At 39.6% G+C, this 23,611-nt stretch carries 16 protein-coding genes; 6 read left to right on the forward strand and 10 right to left on the reverse strand.

Annotated elements, in window-relative coordinates; all coding sequences use genetic code 11:
* Positions 1-154: 154 nt before the first annotated feature.
* Together I6F10_RS04495 and gltB are read right to left on the reverse strand one after the other, a co-directional pair.
* A complete protein-coding gene (locus I6F10_RS04495) occupies positions 155-1,570 on the reverse strand; it encodes an FAD-dependent oxidoreductase (RefSeq protein ID WP_165742779.1) in 1,416 nt (471 codons plus the stop codon).
* Between the two features lie 9 nt (positions 1,571-1,579).
* Positions 1,580-6,037, reverse strand: coding sequence for a glutamate synthase large subunit (gene gltB / locus I6F10_RS04500; RefSeq protein ID WP_004335377.1), 4,458 nt, complete (start codon positions 6,035-6,037; stop codon positions 1,580-1,582).
* 677 nt (positions 6,038-6,714) lie between these two features.
* Here gltB and I6F10_RS04505 point away from each other — a divergent pair.
* Positions 6,715-7,989 (forward strand): sensor histidine kinase, encoded by a 1,275-nt coding sequence (locus tag I6F10_RS04505; RefSeq protein WP_165742778.1) that lies wholly within the window; start codon positions 6,715-6,717, stop codon positions 7,987-7,989.
* Positions 7,990-8,190: 201 nt separating this feature from the next.
* On the opposite strand, the gene I6F10_RS04510 is transcribed toward I6F10_RS04505, so the two are convergent.
* The gene (locus I6F10_RS04510) at positions 8,191-8,529 is read right to left on the reverse strand and encodes a Grx4 family monothiol glutaredoxin (RefSeq protein ID WP_165742777.1); all 339 of its coding nucleotides are present in this window, start codon (positions 8,527-8,529) and stop codon (positions 8,191-8,193) included.
* 266 nt (positions 8,530-8,795) lie between these two features.
* Between I6F10_RS04510 and I6F10_RS04515 the strand changes: the two genes are divergently transcribed.
* The 4 genes from I6F10_RS04515 (at position 8,796) to I6F10_RS04530 (ending at position 14,359) form a co-directional block, all read left to right on the forward strand.
* On the forward strand, positions 8,796-9,377 hold the full coding sequence (locus I6F10_RS04515; protein WP_002960323.1) for a superoxide dismutase: 582 nt from the start codon (positions 8,796-8,798) through the stop codon (positions 9,375-9,377).
* Between the two features lie 210 nt (positions 9,378-9,587).
* Positions 9,588-11,510, forward strand: a complete 1,923-nt coding sequence (locus I6F10_RS04520; RefSeq protein ID WP_165742776.1) for a PrkA family serine protein kinase — start codon at positions 9,588-9,590, stop codon at positions 11,508-11,510.
* Between the two features lie 31 nt (positions 11,511-11,541).
* Positions 11,542-12,825 carry a YeaH/YhbH family protein gene (locus I6F10_RS04525; protein WP_007375849.1) on the forward strand — a complete coding sequence of 428 codons (1,284 nt, stop codon included), beginning with the start codon at positions 11,542-11,544 and terminating at the stop codon, positions 12,823-12,825.
* A 19-nt stretch (positions 12,826-12,844) separates the two neighbouring features.
* Complete coding sequence (locus I6F10_RS04530) at positions 12,845-14,359, forward strand: SpoVR family protein (protein WP_197098502.1); 1,515 nt, start codon at positions 12,845-12,847, stop codon at positions 14,357-14,359.
* A 115-nt stretch (positions 14,360-14,474) separates the two neighbouring features.
* Here the strand turns inward: I6F10_RS04530 and I6F10_RS04535 are convergent, their stop codons facing one another.
* Positions 14,475-15,446 carry a sensor domain-containing diguanylate cyclase gene (locus tag I6F10_RS04535; protein WP_197098503.1) on the reverse strand — a complete coding sequence of 324 codons (972 nt, stop codon included), beginning with the start codon at positions 15,444-15,446 and terminating at the stop codon, positions 14,475-14,477.
* Between the two features lie 3 nt (positions 15,447-15,449).
* Complete coding sequence (locus tag I6F10_RS04540; RefSeq protein ID WP_024605320.1) at positions 15,450-16,454, reverse strand: response regulator; 1,005 nt, start codon at positions 16,452-16,454, stop codon at positions 15,450-15,452.
* A gap of 232 nt (positions 16,455-16,686) precedes the next feature.
* Between I6F10_RS04540 and tpx the strand changes: the two genes are divergently transcribed.
* Positions 16,687-17,268: a thiol peroxidase gene (gene tpx, locus I6F10_RS04545; protein WP_197098504.1), complete on the forward strand. Its 582-nt coding sequence runs from the start codon at positions 16,687-16,689 to the stop codon at positions 17,266-17,268.
* Positions 17,269-17,355: 87 nt separating this feature from the next.
* Here the strand turns inward: tpx and adk are convergent, their stop codons facing one another.
* The 5 genes from adk to recR all read right to left on the reverse strand — a co-directional run bounded on the left by adk (position 17,356) and on the right by recR (position 23,609).
* Positions 17,356-18,000 (reverse strand): adenylate kinase, encoded by a 645-nt coding sequence (gene adk, locus I6F10_RS04550; protein WP_002962321.1) that lies wholly within the window; start codon positions 17,998-18,000, stop codon positions 17,356-17,358.
* Between the two features lie 191 nt (positions 18,001-18,191).
* The gene (gene htpG / locus I6F10_RS04555) at positions 18,192-20,105 is read right to left on the reverse strand and encodes a molecular chaperone HtpG (protein ID WP_197098505.1); all 1,914 of its coding nucleotides are present in this window, start codon (positions 20,103-20,105) and stop codon (positions 18,192-18,194) included.
* A gap of 118 nt (positions 20,106-20,223) precedes the next feature.
* On the reverse strand, positions 20,224-20,961 hold the full coding sequence (locus I6F10_RS04560) for an RluA family pseudouridine synthase (RefSeq protein WP_197098506.1): 738 nt from the start codon (positions 20,959-20,961) through the stop codon (positions 20,224-20,226).
* A 4-nt stretch (positions 20,962-20,965) separates the two neighbouring features.
* Complete coding sequence (locus I6F10_RS04565; RefSeq protein WP_197098507.1) at positions 20,966-22,867, reverse strand: MFS transporter; 1,902 nt, start codon at positions 22,865-22,867, stop codon at positions 20,966-20,968.
* Positions 22,868-23,000: 133 nt separating this feature from the next.
* A complete protein-coding gene (gene recR / locus I6F10_RS04570; protein WP_002962308.1) occupies positions 23,001-23,609 on the reverse strand; it encodes a recombination mediator RecR in 609 nt (202 codons plus the stop codon).
* Positions 23,610-23,611: the final 2 nt, after the last annotated feature.

A 23,611-nucleotide genomic window follows, 5' to 3' on the forward strand; every position in this document is an offset into this window, starting at 1 on the left:
TAAAAACTCAAGGTTTCGCTAAAGAAAGCTATGCTACAGGTGATATTAATATAATACCGTTTGTGGCTAACTACGTTGACATTACATTCGAATAAAACAATAAAAAAAGCAAGCCAGTTGGCTTGCTTCTTATTTATTTTATTAATACGAACAACTAAACTTTTAAGTAATCCATAATACCTTCTGCAGCATTACGTCCTTCAAAAATAGCGGTTACCACTAAATCTGAACCACGCACAATATCGCCACCAGCAAATATTTTAGGGTTCGTTGTTTGATGTGTAAATTCACCCTGTTCTGGTGCATTAATGCCGCCCCAGTGGTTTATTTCTACATCGTATTTTTCTAACCAATCCATTTTGTGAGGCTGGAAACCAAATGCCATAATAACTTGGTCAGCTTCTATCACATGCTCTGAACCAGGTACTTCTTCAGCACGACTTCTGCCATTTGCATCAGGTTCGCCTAATTTAGTTTTAACCATTCTAACGCCAGTTACTTTACCTTTATCGTTCAATACAATGCCTTTAGGCTGAACGTTATAGGTAAATATAACGCCTTCTTCTTTGGCGTTTTTAACTTCACGTTTAGAACCAGGCATATTTTCTTTATCACGACGATAAGCACACGTTACTTTTGCAGCATTTTGACGAATAGACGTACGCACACAGTCCATCGCTGTATCACCACCACCAAGTACAACGACTTTTTGGTTAGCCATATCAATACACGGCTGCTTAGTCTCGTCATAGCCCATTACACGGTTAGTGTTACCAATCAAAAACGGGAGTGCATCGTGAACACCTGGTGCATCTTCATTTTCAAGACCTGCACGCATACTTTGATACGTACCAACTCCTAAAAATACGGCGTCGTAATCAGCTAAAATTTGATCAAGCGTAATATCAACACCTACTTCAACATTTAACTTAAACTCCACGCCCATTTCAATGAAAATTTCACGGCGCTTTTGCATCACTTCTTTTTCAAGTTTAAAAGAAGGAATACCAAACGTGAGTAGTCCGCCAATTTCTGGGTGACGATCAAACACTACTGGTTTTACGCCGTTACGAACTAAAATATCAGCACACCCTAAACCAGCTGGGCCTGCACCAATAATAGCTACTTTTTTGTCGGTCCAAGTTACATAAGACATATCAGGCTTCCAGCCCATTTTAAATGCCTCATCGGTAATGTATTTTTCAATATTACCAATTGTAACCGCACCAAACTCTTCATCTAATGTACACGAACCTTCACACAAACGGTCTTGTGGGCAAACACGCCCACAAACCTCTGGTAAGCTATTTGTACGATGAGAAAGCTCTGCTGCCTCTATAATACGACCTGTGCGTATTAACTTTAACCATTGTGGAATGTAGTTATGTACTGGGCACTTCCACTCACAATACGGGTTACCACAATCTAAACAACGATCAGCTTGTGAGTTAACCTGATTCTCTGAAAAGGGTTCGTAAATTTCTACGAAAGATTTTTTACGTGACGAGATTGGTTTTTTGCGTGGGTCTACACGCTGCACGTCTATAAATTGATATACATTTTCGCTCATACTGCCCCCTTATTGCGCCTGAACACGTAGTTCGGCACTACTGCGAGCGCGATGCCCGAGTAAACTTTTTACGTCGCTTGATTTTGGTTTTACTAATTTGAACATCGGTAAGTACAGTTCAAAGTTAGCTAAAATGCTTTCTGCTCTGCACGAACCCGTAAGCTCTAAATGCTCAGCAATTAAGCCGCGTAAATGTTCTTGATGCGACGTTAATTCGTCTAGTGTTACTATTTCTACAAGCTCTGGATTAATGCGTTTTTCAAAATCATTTCGCTCATCTAAAATATAAGCAAAACCACCAGTCATACCCGCGCCAAAGTTAACACCTACATTACCAAGTACACACACAACGCCACCGGTCATGTATTCACAACCGTTGTCACCTACACCTTCAACAACCGCTTGCACACCTGAGTTACGAACTGCAAAGCGCTCACCGGCACAACCCGCTGCAAACAGTTTTCCGCCTGTAGCGCCGTACAAGCATGTGTTTCCGGCAATGGTTGCTTTATGGCTTTCAAAAGATGAGCCAAGTGGTGGACGAATCACTAACTTACCACCAGCCATGCCTTTACCTACGTAATCGTTAGCATCGCCAACCAATGTCATTTCAAGACCACCGGCATTCCAAACACCAAACGATTGACCCGCCGTACCGTGTAATTCAATTGCTACGGGGTCTGCCGCCATACCTTGATTACCGTGTTTATCAGCAATATAACCCGAAAGCATTGCACCTACAGAGCGGTCAGTATTACAAATACGACTCACAAGCGAGATACCGCTTGACGTATCAATTGCCTCTTGCGCTTTAGCTAATAAACTTTCGTTTAACTTACCTAGGTAATGCGAACTGTTAGGCGCACTACAATACAGCGTTTCGCCAGTTGGGTTGTTCGGCTGAGCAATAACAGACGATAAATCAATTTTCTTCTGCTTTGCAGTTTTGCCTTCAATTTCTTCTAATAAATCTAAACGGCCAATTAAGTCAGTTAAATTTGCAACGCCTAGGCTAGCCATAATTTCACGCGCTTCTTGCGCTATAAACTTAAAGTAGTTCATCGCCATTTCTGGTAAGCCGTGATAATGCTTTTGACGAAGTGTTTCGTCTTGTGTTGCAACACCGGTCGCACAGTTATTTAAGTGACAAATACGTAAGTATTTACACCCAAGGGCAACCATTGGACCAGTACCAAAGCCAAAGCTTTCAGCACCTAAAATTGCCGCTTTAATAATATCTAAACCTGTTTTTAAGCCACCATCTGTTTGCAGGCGAATGCGATGACGAAGGCCATTTTCAACTAGTGCTTGCTGTGTTTCAGCAAGTCCAAGCTCCCATGGGCTACCCGCATATTTAACAGAAGTAAGTGGGCTTGCGCCTGTACCGCCGTCGTAGCCAGAAATAGTAATTAAATCGGCATATGCTTTAGCAACACCTGTTGCAATGGTTCCCACACCTGGCTCTGAAACAAGTTTTACAGAAATAAGTGCTTTAGGGTTTACTTGTTTTAAATCGAAAATTAGCTGTGCTAAATCTTCAATTGAGTAAATATCGTGATGCGGTGGTGGCGAAATTAACGTAACACCTGGTACCGAATAACGAAGCTTAGCAATATACGGCGTTACTTTTTCACCTGGTAATTGTCCACCTTCGCCTGGTTTTGCACCTTGCGCTACTTTAATTTGAATAACGTCAGCACTGCGTAAGTAATGAGGCGTTACACCAAATCGACCTGAAGCGACTTGTTTAATACGCGAGTTTTTCTCTGTACCATAACGCAGTTTATCTTCACCGCCTTCACCCGAGTTTGAACAACCACCTAAGCGGTTCATTGCAATTGCTAGCGCTTCATGCGCTTCTGGTGATAACGCACCAATACTCATTGCTGCTGAGTCAAAACGCTTGTATAGGTTTTCTGCAGACTCTACTTCATCGATGCTTATACCTTGCTCAGGTAATTTAAGCGCTAACATATCGCGCAAAGTCGCAATTGGACGATTATTAACTAAATCAGCGTACGCACTGTAGTCTTTATAATCACCTGATCGAACCGCTTTTTGCAGAGTTTGAATAACATCTGGATTATAAGCATGATACTCACCACCGTGAACGTACTTAAATAAACCACCGTGGCTTAATAATTTACGCTTACTTAAAGCAAGTTTGTGCAAACTTTGCTGATCGTCATCAAAGTCGGTAAAGCATGCACCTTGTATACGACTTGCAACGCCTTTAAAGCACATTTCAATAATCGCATCAGATAATCCCACCGCTTCAAACAACATTGAACAACGATAAGACGCAACCGTACTTATGCCCATTTTAGACATAATTTTGTATAAGCCTTTATTAATGGCTTTACGATAAGCAAGGGTCACTTCGCAATACGACTTATCAATAATTTTGCTGTCGCTCATCGCAACTAACGATTCATACGCAAGGTATGGATAAATTGCCGTAGCACCAAAACCTAATAGCACAGCAAATTGGTGCGCATCTCGCACGCTGCCAGTTTCAATGATAATATTTGATTCACAGCGCAAGTTGTTATCAACTAAGCGTTTTTGTACCGCACCTACAGCCATAGCTGCTGGAATTGGTAAATTTATTTCATCAAAGTTACGGTCAGTTAAAATAAGCATGATACAGCCCGCAGCTGCTTTTTCTTGTGCTTGGTCACAAATACGCGTAACCGCGTTTTCTAAACCCTCTTCAACTGTGTAGGTAATATCAATTTTACAGTAGCTGTAGTGCGCTTCATCAGCATTTAATAGCTGCTGCATGTCTGCGTACATTAAAATTGGTGTATCAAACTGTAGGCGCTTAGCGTGGCCTGTTGTTTCGTTAAATACGTTTTGCTCACTACCAATACAGGTTGCAAGCGACATTACATGGTTTTCACGTAGTGGATCGATAGGTGGATTTGTTACTTGCGCAAATTTTTGGCGGAAGTAATCATAAAGTGAACGATGCCCTTCACTAAGCACAGCAAATGGCGTGTCATCACCCATTGAGCCTGTCGCTTCTTGGCCGTTTTCACCCATTACACGAATAACGCTATCAAGCTCTTCGTTGGTATAACCAAACATTTTTTGATATTTAGCTAGCGTTTCGTCATCAAATGAGCGATTACCAGCGTCTTGCTCAGTAAGTTCTTCAAATGGAACTAAACGTTTAACGTTTTCTTCAAGCCATGACTTGTAAGGATGGCGAGATTTTAAATCCTGATCGATTTCATCCGAGTGCCAGATTTTGCCAAGTTTAGTATCAATAACTAATAATTCACCTGGACCAACACGGCCTTTTTCAACCACTTCATCGGCAGTGTAATCCCAAATACCCACTTCTGATGCAAGCGTAATAAAACCATCTTGTGTAATTACATAACGTGCTGGGCGAAGTCCATTACGGTCAAGGTTACACGCCGCAAAACGACCATCCGACATAACAATACCTGCCGGGCCATCCCATGGTTCCATATGCATAGAGTTAAAATCGTAAAATGCACGTAAATCGTCGTCCATTGCACGGTTTTTCTGCCATGCAGGCGGCACGAGCATACGCATAGCGCGGAATAAATCCATGCCGCCAGCTAAAAATAGCTCAAGCATATTATCTAGGCTTGATGAATCAGAACCGGTTTCGTTTACAAACGGCGCTGCGCTTTGTAAATCAGGAATAAGCGGTGACGCAAATTTATAAGAACGTGCGCGTGCCCACTGGCGGTTACCTTCAATAGTATTAATTTCACCATTGTGTGCTAAATAGCGGAAAGGTTGAGCTAAAGGCCAACGCGGCTGAGTATTAGTAGAAAAGCGCTGATGGAAAACACAAATCGCACTCGTCATACGAATATCAGCTAAATCTAGGTAAAAATTAGGTAAATCCGCAGGCATCATTAAGCCTTTATAGATAGTTACCAAACCAGATAGACTTGCGATATAGAAAGCTTCATCATCAACAATGCGCTTTTCAGCGCGGCGGCGTGCTACATATAAGCGACGCTCTAAGTCTTTAGAACGCCAACCTTCTGGCGCGCTAACAAAAATTTGTTCAAAACCTGGTAATTGCTGTACAGCAATAGGACCCAACATAGATGGGTCGGTTGGTACAACACGCCAACCTAAAATATTTAGCGTTTCTTTTTCTAATTCTTCGCTAAGTATTTGTTTTGCAGCTTGTGCTAAAACAGGGTCTGAATTTAAAAATATCATACCCACTGCGTAGTTTTTGCCTAAGTGCCAATTATGTTCACTGGCAATTGCACGGAAAAAGCTATCTGGTTTTTGTAATAATAAACCACAGCCATCACCTGTTTTACCATCGGCAGATATACCGCCACGGTGCTGCATGCGATCAAGCCCCGTAATAGCAGTACGAATAAGCCTATGACTAGCTTGACCATTAACTTGGGCTATTAAGCCAAAGCCACAATTTTCTTTTTCTAACTTTGAGTCGTATAACATAGACCCCTCCCCTTGCTGCACTGTTAGCGTGGATGAACTGCTCGACGATTTGCTAACAGACGGACAAAACTAGCCTCTATCTTAAATAGAGTCAATAGCACTTTGAATACATATTCACATTCTTGAATATTTCTCACTTCATAGCAAGATTTCTTTTTATCATTATTTTTAACATTTAGCGTTATTTTAACCACTATTTTTTCATGACACTGGTGTCAAGTTTAACATATTGTAAAAAACACAAGCGCCCAAAGCCGCAGCTTACGTAAACGTAAAGGCAAGCAAAAGTGAATAAGTATTCAACATATGAAGGGCTATTCAGTTAACATTTAGATAGTTTTATGCTATTTCATTACTTTAATGGCTTAACACTCCCGATTATTGCTGCTCATTAGTATAGTTATGAAAGTTCATGTCCTTTTTTGTACATTAATAGTGAATTTTTATTTAAAGCGGTGTCCGATGCGGACATCATTTTCAAGAAAAAAATAAAAAGCACTTTAATATCAATGCGATAATAGTTGGCATATTAATCGTATAGCTTTACATATAATCGCTAATTGGAATTACCATGTTTACTCTAAGCTTATTTTTACTCTCTCCTATTGCCGCCATTTGCACCGCAGCTTTATTACTGCTGTGCGAAAAATACATAAAAGCAATGTAGGGGGAATTAAATGATTAAAGATACCAGCGCACAAGACGTACAAGTAAAGGCACCTATAAGCTATAAAAAATACGCGATAATCACTGCGATTGTTTTCATTGTGGTCTCTACAGTTGCTTATATTTTTTTAACGAGTCATAGCGCTAAAAGCTCTATTAGCCGCTCAAAAGTACAGATTGCAAAAGTACATGTTAAAGCGCTCATTCGAGACATTGCCGCCAGTGGTAAAATTGTTGCTGCGTTACTGGCCTATAGCCATAATGATGAATTAGGTCATTTGTGCCAGCTTTATAACCAAACTGCAAAGCAATTAAGACAAGAAAAACAATGGGTTTACCAACGAGAGTTGATGCTTGATAAGGTATTACAAAATTCCCCTCAAGCTGTATTATTGGTGAATGATAATGATTTTATTGTTTATAGTAATCATAGTGCGAGGGATTTTTTTAATGCAAGTACAGCCCTTGAAGGCGAAAAAATCTCATTATTATTATCTAAAGCTCCACAGCAAATAATTAATGCCGTTAATAAAGGCGTAGATGGTTTATTTATTCTCGATAAAGCAGAACAAGAACCGCAAACATGGCATCTTTCAATGGGTCGCTTATTGCTTAACAACCAGCACCACAGGTTGTTTGTATTTAAACAATTGAGCCGCCAAGAAGTTGAAGTTTGGAAAAAGGTTATTCGGATCATTAGCCATGAACTCAATAACTCACTAGGCCCTATGTCATCCATGTTACATAGTGCACAGCTGTTAACGCAGAAAGTGGATGAACCTCGTTTACAACGCGTTTTCACTACCATTGAAGAGCGGATAAAGCATTTAAACGAGTTCGTTCAAGGCTATGGTAAGTTTGCTAAACTACCACCACCTAAAATAACAACGGTTGATTGGCATTCATTACTCGATCAATTACAAAGCCAATGGCAATTTAATTGCGACCTTCAAAAAGAAATCACCACACGAGCCGATCAAACCCAAATAGAGCAATTACTCATTAATCTGTTGAAAAACGCACATGAATCAGAGTCGCTAGCAGAGCATATTAGTTTAAAAATAACACAAGATAGCCTCGGCACTCATATTAATGTGAGCGATCAAGGAAAAGGTATGAGTGAAACGGTTATGGCCAGTGCGCTTATCCCTTTTTATTCTACCAAGGTGGCAGGAAGTGGATTAGGGTTGGCACTGTGTCGAGAAATTGTTGAAGCTCATCATGGGCAAATTAGTCTACACAATCGGGACGTCGGCGGGATCAGTGTTTTTGTAAGTTTACCTTGAGAGTTGTTTAACTTTAAGGCTGAAAGCCTATCCAATTTAGGGGCGATTCAATCGCGCTCTGAAGTTTGTGGCCTTGAAAGCTAAGTAAAAGCCTAATAAAGCTGCCTTATCACTCCTTACTTTTAGCGTATAAGCAACAACCGTAAATTATTTATAGACATAAAAAAAGCTGCAAATTGCAGCTTTTTTTAGCCTAAACACTTATTCAGCGTCTGCAGGTTTATGCTTTGCAGCTGTTTCTGCAATCAGTGGTTGTAATTCACCGCGTTGAAACATTTCGATAATAATGTCACAACCACCAACTAATTCGCCATCTACCCAAAGTTGTGGGAATGTTGGCCAATTTGCGTATGCTGGAAGCTCAGCACGAATGTCTGGATTAAGTAAAATATCAACGTATGCAAATGGTTCACCACATGACATTAACGCTTGCGATGCTTGTGAAGAAAAACCACAATTTGGTAATTTTGGTGACCCTTTCATGAAAAGGATTATTGGATTTTCTGAAATTTGCTGTTTAATTTTATCAATGGTTTCCATCTACAACCTCAAAGTAACGATAGCTAAATATATTTAGGTCTTGAAAATAACTCATCGTGACCACAAATATATAACTTAAAATGGGCAAATAAAGCCGCAATTGAAATAGTCTTTCGCAATAGCATTGCTGTTTGCTTAAACTTGAGTAAAATACTCAACAATTATAGTAACACTATATTACCGCTTGGTATAGGTAACTGCTCTGTTTCAACAGGCATTACGTATTACCAAATGGACTATCAACCAAAGAAGATGGAGATAAAAAAATGGCATTTGAACTACCGTCACTACCATATGCAATCGACGCACTTGAGCCACATATTTCAAAAGAAACGCTAGAGTTTCACCATGGCAAACACCACAACACATACGTGGTTAAGCTTAATGGTTTAATCCCTGGTACTGAGTTTGAAAACAAATCTCTAGAAGAGATCGTATGTTCATCAGAAGGCGGCGTATTTAACAACGCAGCACAAATCTGGAACCATACTTTTTACTGGAACAGCTTATCTCCAAACGGCGGCGGCGAGCCTACTGGCGCAGTTGCTGATGCAATCAACGCTAAATGGGGTTCTTTTGATGCGTTTAAAGATGCATTAAATGACAAAGCAGTAAATAACTTTGGTTCAAGCTGGACGTGGTTAGTTAAGCTTGCTGATGGTTCACTAGACATCGTTAATACATCTAACGCTGCTACACCATTAACTGATGATGGCGTTACTCCAATCCTTACAGTGGATTTATGGGAACACGCTTACTACATCGATTACCGTAACGTTCGTCCAGATTACCTTAAAGGTTTTTGGTCGCTTGTTAACTGGGAATTCGCGAACGCTAACTTCGCTTAATTAGCCTTTAAACGCTAATGTAAAAAAGACGCTTAGGCGTCTTTTTTTGTTTCTTGTTTATCACACCTAAGCGTCTCATCATTTAATAAAACGCTTTTAGTAACATGATCTTTTTTCACTTAAATTTTTAATTTTATTGCACAAAAATACACATTCGTGACTAGACTTTAAAAGGTAAGCACCTTTTTACAGCGGGTTTCGGAGGTTATTATGACGATTTTTGAGCATTACCAAGCACGATACGAAGCGGCACAGGAAGAAGAATACAGTATCGCTGAATTTCTTGAGATTTGTAAAACCGATAAGTCTGCCTACGCCAGCGCACCAGAACGCCTACTCATGGCAATTGGCGAACCACACATGGTAGATACCGCAACGGATGCACGACTAAGTCGATTATTTTCAAATAGAGTAGTTGCGCGCTACCCTGCCTTTGCTGATTTTTATGGTATGGAAGACGCCATTGAGCAAATAGTCTCTTATTTAAAACATGCGGCTCAGGGGCTAGAAGAATGCAAACAAGTGCTTTATTTACTTGGACCTGTTGGTGGGGGTAAATCATCCATTGCTGAAAAACTAAAGTATTTAATGCAACAAGTGCCTATTTATTCAATTAAAGGGTCTCCTGTAAACGACCACCCCCTCTCTTTGTTTGATCCTATCGAAGATGCAGACGTACTCAGCAAAGAATGCGGTATTAAACCGCGCTACTTAAAAACCATTATGTCGCCTTGGGCTGGCAAACGCTTAAAAGAGTTCAATGGTGATATAAGCCAGTTTAGAGTGGTTAAACGCTACCCTTCTATTTTAAACCAAATAGGCATTGCCAAAACCGAACCAGGAGATGAAAACAACCAAGATATTTCAGCACTGGTTGGTAAGGTCGATATTCGCCAGCTTGAGCACTTTGCCCAAAACGATCCTGATGCATACGCCTACTCTGGCTCTTTATGTTTAGCTAACCAAGGGCTGATGGAATTTGTAGAAATGTTTAAAGCGCCTATTAAAGTGCTGCATCCTTTACTTACCGCCACCCAAGAAGGTAACTATAACGGCACAGAAGGCATTAGTGCCCTGCCCTTTAATGGCATGATCCTCGCTCACTCTAATGAGTCTGAGTGGCAAACCTTTAAAAACAATAAAAACAACGAAGCATTTTTAGACCGTGTTTATATTGTAAAAGTCCCTTATTGCTTACGTGTAACTGAAGAAATTAAAATTTACGACAAATTACTTGAGCACAGCGAGCTATACAACGCGCCATGTGCACCGGGTACACTTAAAACATTGGCGCAATTTACGACGCTATCACGTTTAAAAGAGCCAGAAAATTCAAGTATCTATTCTAAAATGCGGGTATACGATGGCGAGACCCTAAAAGATACCGACCCTAAAGCAAAATCGTATCAAGAGTATCGTGATTACGCAGGGGTTGATGAAGGTATGACGGGGCTCTCTACGCGCTTTGCGTTTAAAATTTTGTCCCGAGTGTTTAACTTTGATACCACTGAGGTTGCTGCAAATCCGGTGCATTTGTTCTATGTGCTTGAGCAACAGATAGAGCGCGAGCAATTTTCAAGTGAAATAGAAGAGCGTTATTTAAGCTTTTTAAAAGGCTATTTAATTCCACAATATGTCGAGTTTATAGGTAAAGAACTGCAAACCGCTTATTTAGAATCGTATTCGGAATATGGACAAAATATTTTTGACCGTTATGTTATTTATGCAGATTTTTGGATACAAGACCAAGAATATAGAGACCCCGATACAGGACAACTATTTGACCGCGCAGCGCTAAACGCTGAACTTGAAAAAATAGAAAAGCCAGCGGGTATTTCTAATCCTAAAGATTTTCGTAATGAAATAGTGAACTTTGTACTGCGTGCCCGCGCACACAACAACGGTAAAAACCCACTATGGACAAGCTACGAAAAACTACGCACGGTGATTGAGAAAAAAATGTTCTCTAATACCGAAGATTTACTCCCTGTTATTTCGTTTAATACTAAAACGTCTGCAGAGGATCAGCAAAAGCACGAAGACTTTGTGAACCGTATGGTCGAAAAAGGCTATACACAAAAACAAGTTCGCTTGCTTTCTGAGTGGTATTTACGGGTTAGAAAATCGCAATAACCTTCATAGTCGTAGTATATAGGAGGTCAATATGGCGCATTTTATAGATAGGCGTTTAAACGGAAAAAATAAAAGTACGCTTAATCGCCAGCGCTTTATTAGGCGCTATAAAAAACAAATTAAAGAAGCGGTTTCAGATGCGATTAACAAACGCAGCGTTACCGATTCAAGCTCTGGTGAGAGTATTTCTATTCCACAACGCGATATCAGCGAACCTACATTTCATCAAGGGCAAGGCGGGAATAGAGAACAAATTCACCCTGGTAACGATCAGTTTTCTACAGGTGATAAAATTGAGCGCCCTAAAGGCGGACAAGGCGGTGGTGCCGGTGAAGGTGACGCCAGCGATTCGGGCGAGGGACAAGATGAGTTTGTATTTTCAATATCAAAAGATGAATACCTTGATTTACTGTTTGAAGATCTAGAACTTCCTAACTTACAAGAGAACCAGCTTGATAAGTTAGTGCAAATGAAAACCCATCGCGCAGGTTTTTGTAGCGACGGCATGCCAAGTAATATTGACATTGTCCGCTCTCTTCAAGGCTCGCTTGCACGCCGTGTGGCAATGAGTGCAGGTAAAAAACGTCGTTTAAAAGAGCTCGAAGAACAACTTGCTCTGCTGCTTGCTGGTCCACATAACGATAAAGCGGCAATTGCTTTATTACAAAAAGAAATTGCAGCATTAAAAGTGCAAATTAAGTCGGTTCCGTTTATTGATAACTACGATTTACGTTTTCGTAATTACGAAAAGCGCCCTCACCCCACCAGCAAAGCGGTGATGTTTTGTATTATGGATGTGTCAGGCTCAATGGATCAGCCAACAAAAGACATGGCAAAGCGTTTTTATATTTTGCTCTATCAATTTTTAACACGCAGCTATAAAGACATAGAAGTTGTTTATATTCGCCACCACACACAAGCAAAAGAAGTAGACGAGCAAGAGTTTTTTTATTCTCAAGAAACTGGCGGCACTATTGTTTCAAGCGCTCTTAAATTAATGAACGAAATAATAAAAGAGCGTTATCACGCAAATGAGTGGAATGTATACGCCGCACAAGCCTCTGATGGCGATAACTGGGCGGACGACACCCCGCAGTGTGGTGAAATTTTACGTAATAAGCTCTTAAGCGCAGTACGTTATTTTGCTTATATTGAAATAACCACTCGTGCTCATCAAAGCCTATGGCGCGAATATGAATCTATAACACACAGCCATAATAATTTCGCCATACAGCATATTCAAAGCGTTGAAGATATCTACCCAATTTTCAGGGAGCTATTTAAAAAAGGTCGTCAACAGCAAAACTCTGCATAGCCTAAAGCGAGGTAGCATTATGAATGATAAACGATTGAGTGATGGCCCAGATTGGACCTTTAATTTATTAGATGAGTACCAAGGTGAAATTGCTCGTGTTGCAGCTCACTATAGGTTAGACACCTACCCTAATCAAATTGAAGTGATAACCGCAGAGCAAATGATGGATGCTTACTCAAGTGTTGGTATGCCTATTGGCTACAGTCATTGGTCGTACGGTAAAAAGTTCATTCAAACAGAGCAAAATTATAAGCGCGGACAAATGGGTCTCGCGTACGAAATAGTGATAAATTCAGACCCTTGTATTGCGTACTTAATGGAAGAAAACACCCTACCTATGCAAGCGCTTGTAATGGCACATGCGTGTTACGGACATAACTCATTTTTTAAAGGTAATTACTTATTTAAAACCTGGACCGATGCAGGTTCAATTATTGATTACTTGGTATTTGCTAAAAACTACATAAGCCGCTGTGAAGAAAAGCATGGTATTACACAAGTAGAAGCCCTTCTCGACTCATGTCATGCATTAATGAATTACGGGGTCGATCGCTACAAACGTCCACAACAAATATCGCTATTTGAAGAGCAAAAACGCCAACAAGAGCGCGAAGACTACCTTCAATCGCAAGTAAACGAATTATGGCGAACTATTCCTGAGCAACAGCAAGAAACCAAAAAGAAAGTCCGCCATTTCCCTTCTGAACCTCAAGAAAATATTTTGTATTTTATTGAAAAAAATGCCCCATTACTGGACTCTTGGCAACGTGAAGTGATACGTATTGTTCGTAAAATTTCGCAATACTTTTACCCACAAAAACAAACTCAAGTAATGAACGAAGGCTGGGCAACTTTTTGGCATTACACCATCCTTAATCACTTATATGATGAGGGAAAGCTCACCGACTCTTTCATGTTAGAGTTTCTACAAAGCCACACCAACGTAGTTTGTCAGCCACCTTATAACAGTAAATATTATTCAGGCATTAACCCATATGCTTTAGGCTTTAATATGATGGTTGATATTCGCAGAATATGTGAACACCCAACTGAAGAAGATAAACGCTGGTTTCCTGAATATGCAGGTAGTAACTGGCTATATACACTGCATTTTGCAATGGAAAACTTTAAAGATGAGAGTTTTATTAGCCAGTTTTTATCGCCTAAGTTAATTCGTGATTTTAAATTATTTACTATTATTGACCATACTAATAATCCCCATTTAGAGATTGGCGCAATACATAACGACAACGGCTATAAGGCAGTGAGAGAAGCACTCTCAGCGCAGTACAATTTAAGTAATCATGAGCCTAACATTCAAGTGTATGATGTTGATATTAGAGGTGACCGTTCGCTAACCCTACGCTATGTGCCTCATAACAATATTCCTTTAGCAAACTCGCACGAAGAAGTACTCAAGCATCTTTATAGGCTATGGGGCTTTAAAGTAAAACTAGAACAGGAGTCAAGTTCTGGTGAAGACTCTATAATTGGTCAGTGTCCAGTCGATGACTCTCGCCATACAACACAATAGTAAGGGACAATAAGGCTTTTCATATTGATTGGTTTCCATACTGATTGGATTGGCTCATCAAACTATACAAATACAGTATTGTTTACTCCTAAATTCTAGATATAAAAAATGACGCTTAAGCGTCATTTTTTATATCTGTATAGGCTGTCACCTTGTTTCGGCCTGTATTTTTTGAGTGATATAACGCTTTATCGGCAGCTTCTATCCAACGCTCATGATTTTTAAAATCATTACTATTGCCAGCAAAGCCGATGCTCACCGTCATTTTTATTTCAAAATGTTTATACTTAACTGGATTTGACTCTATATGTACTCTTAAACGTTCAGCAAATATAGTCGCCCCCTCTTGATCAGTATCAAGTAAAGTTACTACAAACTCTTCACCACCGTAACGGCCAGCTATATCTGTTTCGCGTAGCGTTGTACGTAATAAGTTTGATAGATGACGGAGCGCTTCATCGCCGCAACTATGCCCATATTCATCATTTATTTTTTTAAAGTGATCAATATCAAACATTAATAATGTACTACAGCTACCACTTCGCTTAACTCTCAAAAACTCTTGGCGTAGCGTACCTTCCCAATGCCCACGATTTGCAAGCTGCGTTAAACTATCTGTTTGACTTACTTGTTCTAATTTTTTATTTAACTCTTCAAGCTCTTTTTTATTTACCGCGACATCTGTTACATCATACAAAATAATACAAATATGGCTAACTTCACCCATCGTATTAGTAAGAGGGATGAATGTCGCATTTTGATACATGTAATCAGCTTTACCAGTAATAGGTCGATAATTTTTAAATCTAAAAATGTATGGCTGCTGCTCCCAAATAGTAAAAGAGCGGTTTTTTAAAACAAAAACCGATTCTGATTTACTTCTAAACCATTTTTCGTCTATTGCAGGAAATAAATCAAATAGATCTTTATCTTTTACTGCGCTTGGTAGAAGCCCTGAATGGTTTTCCATAAAACCATTCCATACACACACCTTATAATCCCTATCGAGTACCACAAGGCCTACATCAACGGTATTAAACATATCCATTAACCAATGGATCTCATTCATTTCTAAATCAGCGGCCATAACTTAATCTTCTAATAGGTAAGCAACTTTGTATTTCAAAGTTTTAAGTGAATCTTCAGTAAATAACAGCATGAGGTCGCAATTTATATCATGGTTTTCAATACCGTAACTAATCTCTATTGCAAGGGTGCGTTGCCAACGTGACTTGTTTGATTTAACCAACTCAGATACATCTCTGTGTTGGCCAAGTACAATCGGGTGCCCTTGACTAAATGACATATCGAGCTGTTTTGAAAGACCCGTTAAAATAGCGCCTATCAAAATATTACTAATATCCATAAGCAGCTCAAGTTCAACTTTATCGTTTAACTCGCCGTCATAGTTCATCAAAGAAGCTATTTCTTTAAAGCTTGAATCATTTAAAAGTAATAGCGCCTCGCCCGAAATACCACCGCCAATAAAGCCCTGGCACACACCCGATGTAGCTGCGTTATTATCTATAGACTGCAGCGCCATATCGAGTTCGTTAACTTCTAAAATATTTACATTCGGAATTGGAAGCTTTACAAACACATTAAGCAGACGTGCAAGTAAATCCCCTGCTTGGCCCATAGCAACGTTAGTGAGCTCTTGGTATATGTCACGTACATCAGGGTCAACTTGCTCTCCTAATGAATGAGAGAAACGTTCACGCATGGCTTTGTCTTTAATTCCATGGTGTTCAATTATGCTGGCTAGTTTTTCTGGGGAACATGGCTTTTGAATAAAATCGATAGCACCCAGCTCAAGCACTCTTTGGTGTGCACTTGGTTGTATATCACCAGAGACAACAACAGTAAGTATATTAAGCCCTTGTTCTTTCATAGCTATTAATACTTCATAGCCATCCATTTCTGGCATGTTTAAATCGAGAAAAAGTATCTCTGGTTCAATTAATTTTATTTGCTTTATGCAGTCAACGCCGTCAAGTGCAAATTCAACTTTAATGTCCCAATCTTCAGGTAATGAACGAGCTAACTGACGCCTAGCTAATTTTGAGTCATCACATATTAATACTGATGTTGACATATTATCTCTCTATTTCTAAACCCGTCATGAGCATTAAAATCATTGTATAAAGGTTTTTATTTTTATTATTAAAGATATCTTTTGTAACTCCATGTTAATCAAAGTTTAGCCCAGTTACAATTTTTATATCGCAGAGCTTATACCTACTCTATTAGCAGGTTTAATCACTTGGTTACTATAGCGCAGTATAATACACTGACGCCCATTGCGTTAATTTAAAAGGAAATACCTTATGTTACGTTCACTTGCCTTTGCTTTGAATGCATTTTGTTCTGTGGCTATTGCAGCCGACTATCCAGAAAACACACTTGATGCAGGAAAAGTATCCGCACAAGGCAAACCAGTCACTTTATTAGGTCAAGGTATCTCAATTGGAGATAGTGCGCCAAACTTTAAAGTTGTTGATGACAACTTTATTCCAGTGACACTTGAGGATTATAAAGGCCAAGCTGTATTAATAAGTGTAGTACCCAGCCTAGATACCGGCATTTGTAGCCTGCAAACTAAGCACTTTAATGAAAAAGTAGCCTCACAATTCCCAAGTGTAGTTATGCTAACAATTAGTGCTGATTTACCATTTGCTCAAAAGCGTTTTTGCAAAGCTGAAAATATCGATAAAATCACTTCGTTATCAGATTCTGTTTGGCGTGATTTTGGTCAGAAATACGGATTGATTATTAAAGATATGGGCTTACTGACGCGAACAGTCTTTATTTTAGATGAAAGCCATAACGTCATTTATAAACAGTTAGTTAGTAGCCTTTCAACTGAACCTGAATACAACAGCGTAATTGAAAAACTTAAAACATTGTAAAGTCCATTAAGTAGCACTAATTAAGCAATGCTAAATCCCTTAAAACAAAAAACCGCCAATTGGCGGTTTTTTAATGTGCTTTTATAATTAACCTAAAAGTTCACCAAGTTGTTGGCTGACAGTTTCAACAGCTTGTGTACCATCTAGTTTATGGTATTGAGTATTACCAGCAGCCGCTTCTGCTTGATAGTAATCAACCAATGGCATAGTTTGCTCATGGTAAATACCTAAACGTTTACGTACTGTTTCTTCAGTATCATCAGCGCGAACAATTAAATCTTCGCCAGTTTCGTTGTCTTTACCTTCCACTTTTGGTGGATTATAAACAACGTGGTAAACACGACCAGAACCAGGATGAACGCGACGTCCGCCCATACGCTCAACAATGACTTCATCAGCCACGTCAAATTCAATAACGTGATCAACCACCACGCCATTTTCTTTCATTGCATCCGCTTGCGGGATTGTACGCGGGAAGCCATCAAGTAAAAAACCTTTCTCACAATCCGCTTTAGTAATACGCTCTTTAACTAAACCAATAATAATATCGTCAGAAATTAGTTGACCAGCATCCATTACTTTTTTTGCTTCTAGACCCAGTGGCGTGCCTTCTTTAATTGCTGCACGTAACATATCGCCAGTAGAAATTTGTGGAATACCGTATTTGTCCATTAAAAACTGAGCTTGAGTACCTTTACCTGCACCCGGCGCGCCCAAAAGAATAATGCGCATATTATTGTCCCCTAGTATGGATATTTATTTTAAAGCCTGAATTCTTCCACAAGCGCCGCCGATACTCAAGCAACTTATACTAATTGATGAGCTGTTGGGCTGTTTACAGGGCATTAAAAAAGGGAACTGACGTTCCCTTTTATTTAAAGTACATAATTTATACTTTATTAACTGAGTAAATAGCTACTTGCTTATTTACTTAGTTCAAGCATCAATTTATTTAAGCGAGTAACAAATCCTGTTGGATCTTTAAGTGTACCGCGCTCTGCAAGTAGTGCTTGATCTAGTAAAACGTGTGACCACTGCGCAAACTTATCTTCATCTTGTTCATCATTTAAGTGCTTAACAAGTTGGTGCTCTGGGTTTAGCTCAAATACAGGTTTAGCTTCTGGCGCTGCTTGACCAACAGACTCCATTAGCTTTTGCATTTGTGAGCTCATGTCGTTGTCGTCGCTTACAACACATGCTGGAGAATCTGTTAAGCGGTGCGTAAAGCGCACTTCTTTAACATCTTCACCTAGTGCTGTTTTAATGCGCTCAACAAGCCCAGCCATTTCTTTTTCAGACTCTTCTTGCGCTTTTTTAGTTTCTTCGTCGTCAAGCTTACCTAAATCTAAGTCACCACGTGTGATTGACTGTAGTTGCTTATCAGCAAATTCAGTTAGGTGGCTCATCATCCACTCGTCAACACGGTCACTTAATAGTAATACTTCAATGCCTTTTTTGCGGAAAATCTCTAAATGCGGTGAGTTTTTCGCAGCGGTGAATGTATCAGCTACTACGTAGTAAATTTTGTCTTGGCCTTCGTTCATGCGTTCAACATATTGCTCAAGCGACACATCTTGTGTTTCTGAGTCAGTGTGTGTCGAAGAAAAACGAAGTAGCTTACAAATAGCTTCTTTATTTGCAGCATCTTCAGCTGGGCCTTCTTTCATTACTTGACCAAACTCATTCCAAAATACTTGGTAATCGTCAGCTTTGTTTTTAGCCATACGCTCAAGCATTTTAATAATACGCGATGTACACCCTTTACGAATAGCTTGCGTTACTTTGTTGTCTTGTAGAATTTCACGAGATACGTTCAGTGGTAAATCGTTTGAATCTAGTAAGCCTTTTACAAAGCGAAGGTAGCTTGGCATGAATTGCTCAGCATCATCCATTACAAACACACGTTGTACGTAAAGTTTTAAACCACTTTGACGTTCACGGTTCCATAAGTCGAAAGGTGCTTTTTTAGGAATATATAAAAGGCTAGTGTATTCAGTTTTACCTTCAACCTTATTATGTGCCCAGCTAAGAGGATCTTCCCAATCATGGCTTACATGCTTGTAAAACTCTTTGTATTCATCATCAGAAAGCTCTGATTTATCGCGTGTCCACAATGCAGTCGCGCGGTTAATGCTTTCCCACTCACCTGATACTGCTGGAATTTTTTCGCCGTCTTCACCTTCAGATTCTGGCACTTCTGCTTTAAACATTTGTACTGGCGTTGAGATGTGATCAGAGTATTTAGTAACGATACTACGTAGGCGCCAGTCATCAGCAAATTCTTTTTCTTCATCGCGAAGATGTAAAATAATGTCGGTACCACGGCCTTCTTTTTCAATTTCTTGAAGTGTGTATTCGCCTTCACCTTGAGATTCCCACTCATAAGCGGTTGTTTCACCGGCTTTACGTGTACGAACAGTGACTAAATCAGCAACAATAAATGCTGAGTAAAAACCAACACCGAATTGACCAATTAACTGTGAATCTTTACTTTGATCACCCGTTAAGTTTTTGAAAAACTCAGCAGTACCCGACTTTGCAATAGTACCTAATGAGCTAATGATTTCATCGCGCGTCATACCAATACCATTATCTGAAATGGTAATTGTATTTGCTTCTTTATCTGCACTAATACGAACACGTAAATCGGCATCACCTTGGTAAAGGTCACCTTGAGATAATGCTAAAAAGCGTAACTTGTCTGCTGCGTCTGATGCATTTGACACAAGCTCACGTAAAAATATTTCTTTATTAGAATAAAGAGAATGAATCATTAAGTTTAATAATTGTTTTACTTCTGTTTGAAAGCCTAATGTTTCTTTTTGTGCTGCAGTCATTTATATATCTCCAATTTGCAAAGTGTCTGCGTTATGCACTTAATATGGGGTGAGGTGTTAGAACTTCAAGGGAAAAATTTAAAAAAGGTGAAACGAAAACAAAGAACCATTAATTTGTTTAAAACGAATGCGGGCTGTTAATATGGATTCTCTCGCCGCTGCTGGGGTGCTCAAAATATAAATCGCTGGCATGTAATTGTAACCGCCCTGCCATATGTTCACTTTGCGCACTTTTATATAAATCACAGCCTAAAATTGGATGCCCTATAAACTGGCTGTGTATCCTTAATTGGTGAGTACGCCCAGTAATAGGTGTAAATTGCACTAAGGTTCTGCACGGCTGCCTGAGCCGCTCAAGTACTTTATATTCACTCACCGCTGTTTTACCTGTCGACTGGCAAATTTTAACACGCGGAAAAAGCAGTTTATCTTTTGCAATTGGCGCAGTAATTTGCCCTTCATCAACAGCCAAGCATCCCTCTAACATGGCAACATAACGCTTTTGAATAGTGCGTGCCTGAAATTGCTTATTAAGGTGCTTTGACGCAATCGCGTTTAATCCAACAATCATAATGCCCGATGTGCCCAAATCTAGCCGATGCGGTAACTTAGCCTCTGCGAATGCAGCTGTTAAGCCCTTTTGACCATTTACTAAGCGGTAATGCACTGAGTCCCAATTAAGCGGATTTTTACCTGATAAGCTTAATAGTCCACTGGGTTTATTGATCAGTAAAATATCATCATCTTGATATAATATTTCAATAAACCCGTCGCACTTAGGGGCTAAAAAATCATCAACTATAAGGGGTTGTTCTGAAGGTGTTTGCGATGTTGAGTTAGCCATTAAGTTAATCATTAAATTAGTCACTATCTTTTGAATGAAGCGCTTTTAAAGCCAATACTTTTTCACGTAAATCATCTGCTACTACTTTATCAGCAGCAATCGGGGCACCAACTGCAACCGACACCAAAGACCATTTTAATCGAGGTAATTGCCATTTAGCTTTACGGCTAAACATGCTGCCCCATAAACCACCTAAGTGCACAGGAATAACGGGCACAGGTGAGCGCTCAATAATGCGCTCGATTCCACGGCGAAAAATATCCACTGAGCCGTCACTGGTTAGTTTTCCTTCAGGGAAAATACCAACAAGTTCGCCTTTATTAAGCGCAGCAGCCACTTCATCAAAGGCTTTTTTAAACGCTTCTGGGTTGGTTTTTTCACTGTTAATGGGAATAGCCTTAGCCATTTTAAATAACCAATGTAGGGCCGGTGAATAATAAATAGGGGCAAATACCATAAACCGGATAGGCCTTGGTGATGCGGCTAAAATAAACATCCAATCAACAAAGCTGACATGATTACACACGACAACCGCAGCGCCTGCATCAGGTATATTACTTTCACCTTTTGTACGCACTCTGTACATACAAATAGCTAAAATATATATAATAAATCGTAAAAAGAACTCTGGTACTTTGGTATAAATATAAACAGAGATAAGTAAGTTTAGCCCAGCAAGTAACAGTAGCAACTCTGAAATACTCCACTGAAAAACAGACAGCGTTACAATACTTAAAACAGCACTGCCCACCATAAACAGTGCATTTAATACATTGTTAGCCGCTATAACTCGTGAGCGACTCGACTCTTCAGTACGCTGTTGAATAAGCGCATACAGCGGTACAGTGTAAAAACCAGAACCAATACCAATGCCTGCCATCCATACAAAGTGCCACACCATATCGCCTGTTTTTAATAGCTCCTGAAGCGTCATTAACTCAGGGTGTTGAGGTAAATAAGAGCTAATGGCTGGCTCTTGGCTCAGTAAGTATAAAAACAAGGTAATTAAGATAGCGCCAAAAGGCACAATTCCTAATTCTATTCGAGAGCGAGAAAGCTTTTCACACAGTAACGAACCAATAGCAATACTTAGTGAAAACACAACCAGTGCGCTAGTTACAACCAGTCCATCACCACCCATTGTGTGTTTTACATAATTTGGTAGGGACGTTAAAACGATGGCGCCAATTAACCAAAACCAACTGATCCCAAGGACTGATTTACCAACCGATTCTGTTTGCGAATTAAGTGCTGAAAATACGTTTTTTGTGGATGAAAATATATTATAGGTAAATTTTAAGTTAGGCTCGTTTGCTTCACTAGTGGGTATAAAGCGACTGCTCACATAACCCATCACGGCCAAGACTAATACTGCAATACTTATAAGCGTAGGCCCTACTGATTGAGTAATATAATAAGTGCCAAAAATTGTACCCATTAGTATGGCCACAAACGTGCCTGATTCAACCAAACCATTCGCTTTTGTTAATTCATTAGGTGCTACGTGCTGCGGTAAAATAGAATATTTTAATGGACCAAAAAACGTACTTTGCACGCCCATTAAAAATACGGTGGCTAACATTAGCCACACATACTGCGTTAAAATAGAAACTGCTCCTACAACCATAATAGGGATTTCACATAGTTTTACGATTCTAATCAATTTTGATTTTTCTGTTTTTTCTGCAAGCTGCCCTGCCATCCCTGAAAATAAAAAGAATGGAAGAATAAATAACCCAGCAGCAATATTTGAATAAAGTGCGCCATCTGCAAGTGTTGCAGCCTGAAATATTAATAGAATAAGCACTGATTGCTTATACACGTTATCGTTTATCGCTGAGAAAAACTGCGTAATAAAAAGCGGTAAAAAACGCTTACTACCGAGTAATGCACTTTGATAGGGTTGGTTATCTTTCATTGTATTCCTTACTAATTAGAGACATAGCCCAAAAATATATTAGATTGTTTTTAAGCTTACCTTAAAAACGAAAAAGCCTACATGATTTAATCATGTAGGCTTTTGTAATTTGTTTTCAAATAGTGACTTAGAGCTAGTCTTGAGTAACTAGGCGCCTGCCGCTAAAGGCATGCATAAGTGTTCTACCATCTACTAAATCAAGCTCACCTCCCACAGGAATACCATGGGCAATACGTGAAGCGCCTACTTTGTATTTATGACAAAGCTGAGCAATATAATGTGCGGTAGTATCGCCTTCAACGGTAGGGTTAGTCGCTAAAATAACCTCATTAATATCGCCTTGAGCAAGCTTTTGCTCTAAAACATCTAAGCCAATCTCTTTAGGACCAATACCGTCTATTGGCGATAAGTGACCCATTAATACAAAGTATAGACCTAAATACTGACCTGTTTGCTCGATGGCAAGTACGTCAGTCGGCGATTCAACAACACATAATATACCGCTGTCTTGGCGTTTTGTACTTAAACAAATATCGCACTGAGCTTGTTCGCAAAAAGTACGACAAGACTGACAGTGCCCTATGGCTGTCATTGCTTTAGTGAGTGCATTGCCCAGCTGAGTGCCTCCCTTTCGGTCGCGCTCAAGCAGGTGAAAAGCAATACGTTGCGCTGACTTTGGACCAATGCCCGGTTGACAGCGCAGTGCTTCTATAAGCTGATTTAAACTATCTGAAAGTTGCATTA

This window comes from Pseudoalteromonas sp. SWYJZ98 (assembly GCF_015864495.1).
Lineage (GTDB): Bacteria > Pseudomonadota > Gammaproteobacteria > Enterobacterales > Alteromonadaceae > Pseudoalteromonas > Pseudoalteromonas distincta.

What these genes read in the sequence shown, in the direction of transcription:
- gltB (WP_004335377.1), bottom strand. Translation starts at nt 6,037, where the DNA reads ATGTTATACGACTCAAAGTTAGAAAAAGAAAATTGTGGCTTTGGCTTA.
- I6F10_RS04520 (WP_165742776.1), top strand. Translation starts at nt 9,588, where the DNA reads ATGACGATTTTTGAGCATTACCAAGCACGATACGAAGCGGCACAGGAA.
- tpx (WP_197098504.1), top strand. Translation starts at nt 16,687, where the DNA reads ATGTTACGTTCACTTGCCTTTGCTTTGAATGCATTTTGTTCTGTGGCT.
- I6F10_RS04530 (WP_197098502.1), top strand. Translation starts at nt 12,845, where the DNA reads ATGAATGATAAACGATTGAGTGATGGCCCAGATTGGACCTTTAATTTA.
- adk (WP_002962321.1), bottom strand. Translation starts at nt 18,000, where the DNA reads ATGCGCATTATTCTTTTGGGCGCGCCGGGTGCAGGTAAAGGTACTCAA.
- I6F10_RS04540 (WP_024605320.1), bottom strand. Translation starts at nt 16,454, where the DNA reads ATGTCAACATCAGTATTAATATGTGATGACTCAAAATTAGCTAGGCGT.
- I6F10_RS04525 (WP_007375849.1), top strand. Translation starts at nt 11,542, where the DNA reads ATGGCGCATTTTATAGATAGGCGTTTAAACGGAAAAAATAAAAGTACG.
- I6F10_RS04515 (WP_002960323.1), top strand. Translation starts at nt 8,796, where the DNA reads ATGGCATTTGAACTACCGTCACTACCATATGCAATCGACGCACTTGAG.
- I6F10_RS04560 (WP_197098506.1), bottom strand. Translation starts at nt 20,961, where the DNA reads ATGATTAACTTAATGGCTAACTCAACATCGCAAACACCTTCAGAACAA.
- I6F10_RS04565 (WP_197098507.1), bottom strand. Translation starts at nt 22,867, where the DNA reads ATGAAAGATAACCAACCCTATCAAAGTGCATTACTCGGTAGTAAGCGT.
- I6F10_RS04495 (WP_165742779.1), bottom strand. Translation starts at nt 1,570, where the DNA reads ATGAGCGAAAATGTATATCAATTTATAGACGTGCAGCGTGTAGACCCA.
- I6F10_RS04505 (WP_165742778.1), top strand. Translation starts at nt 6,715, where the DNA reads ATGATTAAAGATACCAGCGCACAAGACGTACAAGTAAAGGCACCTATA.
- I6F10_RS04535 (WP_197098503.1), bottom strand. Translation starts at nt 15,446, where the DNA reads ATGGCCGCTGATTTAGAAATGAATGAGATCCATTGGTTAATGGATATG.
- I6F10_RS04510 (WP_165742777.1), bottom strand. Translation starts at nt 8,529, where the DNA reads ATGGAAACCATTGATAAAATTAAACAGCAAATTTCAGAAAATCCAATA.
- recR (WP_002962308.1), bottom strand. Translation starts at nt 23,609, where the DNA reads ATGCAACTTTCAGATAGTTTAAATCAGCTTATAGAAGCACTGCGCTGT.
- htpG (WP_197098505.1), bottom strand. Translation starts at nt 20,105, where the DNA reads ATGACTGCAGCACAAAAAGAAACATTAGGCTTTCAAACAGAAGTAAAA.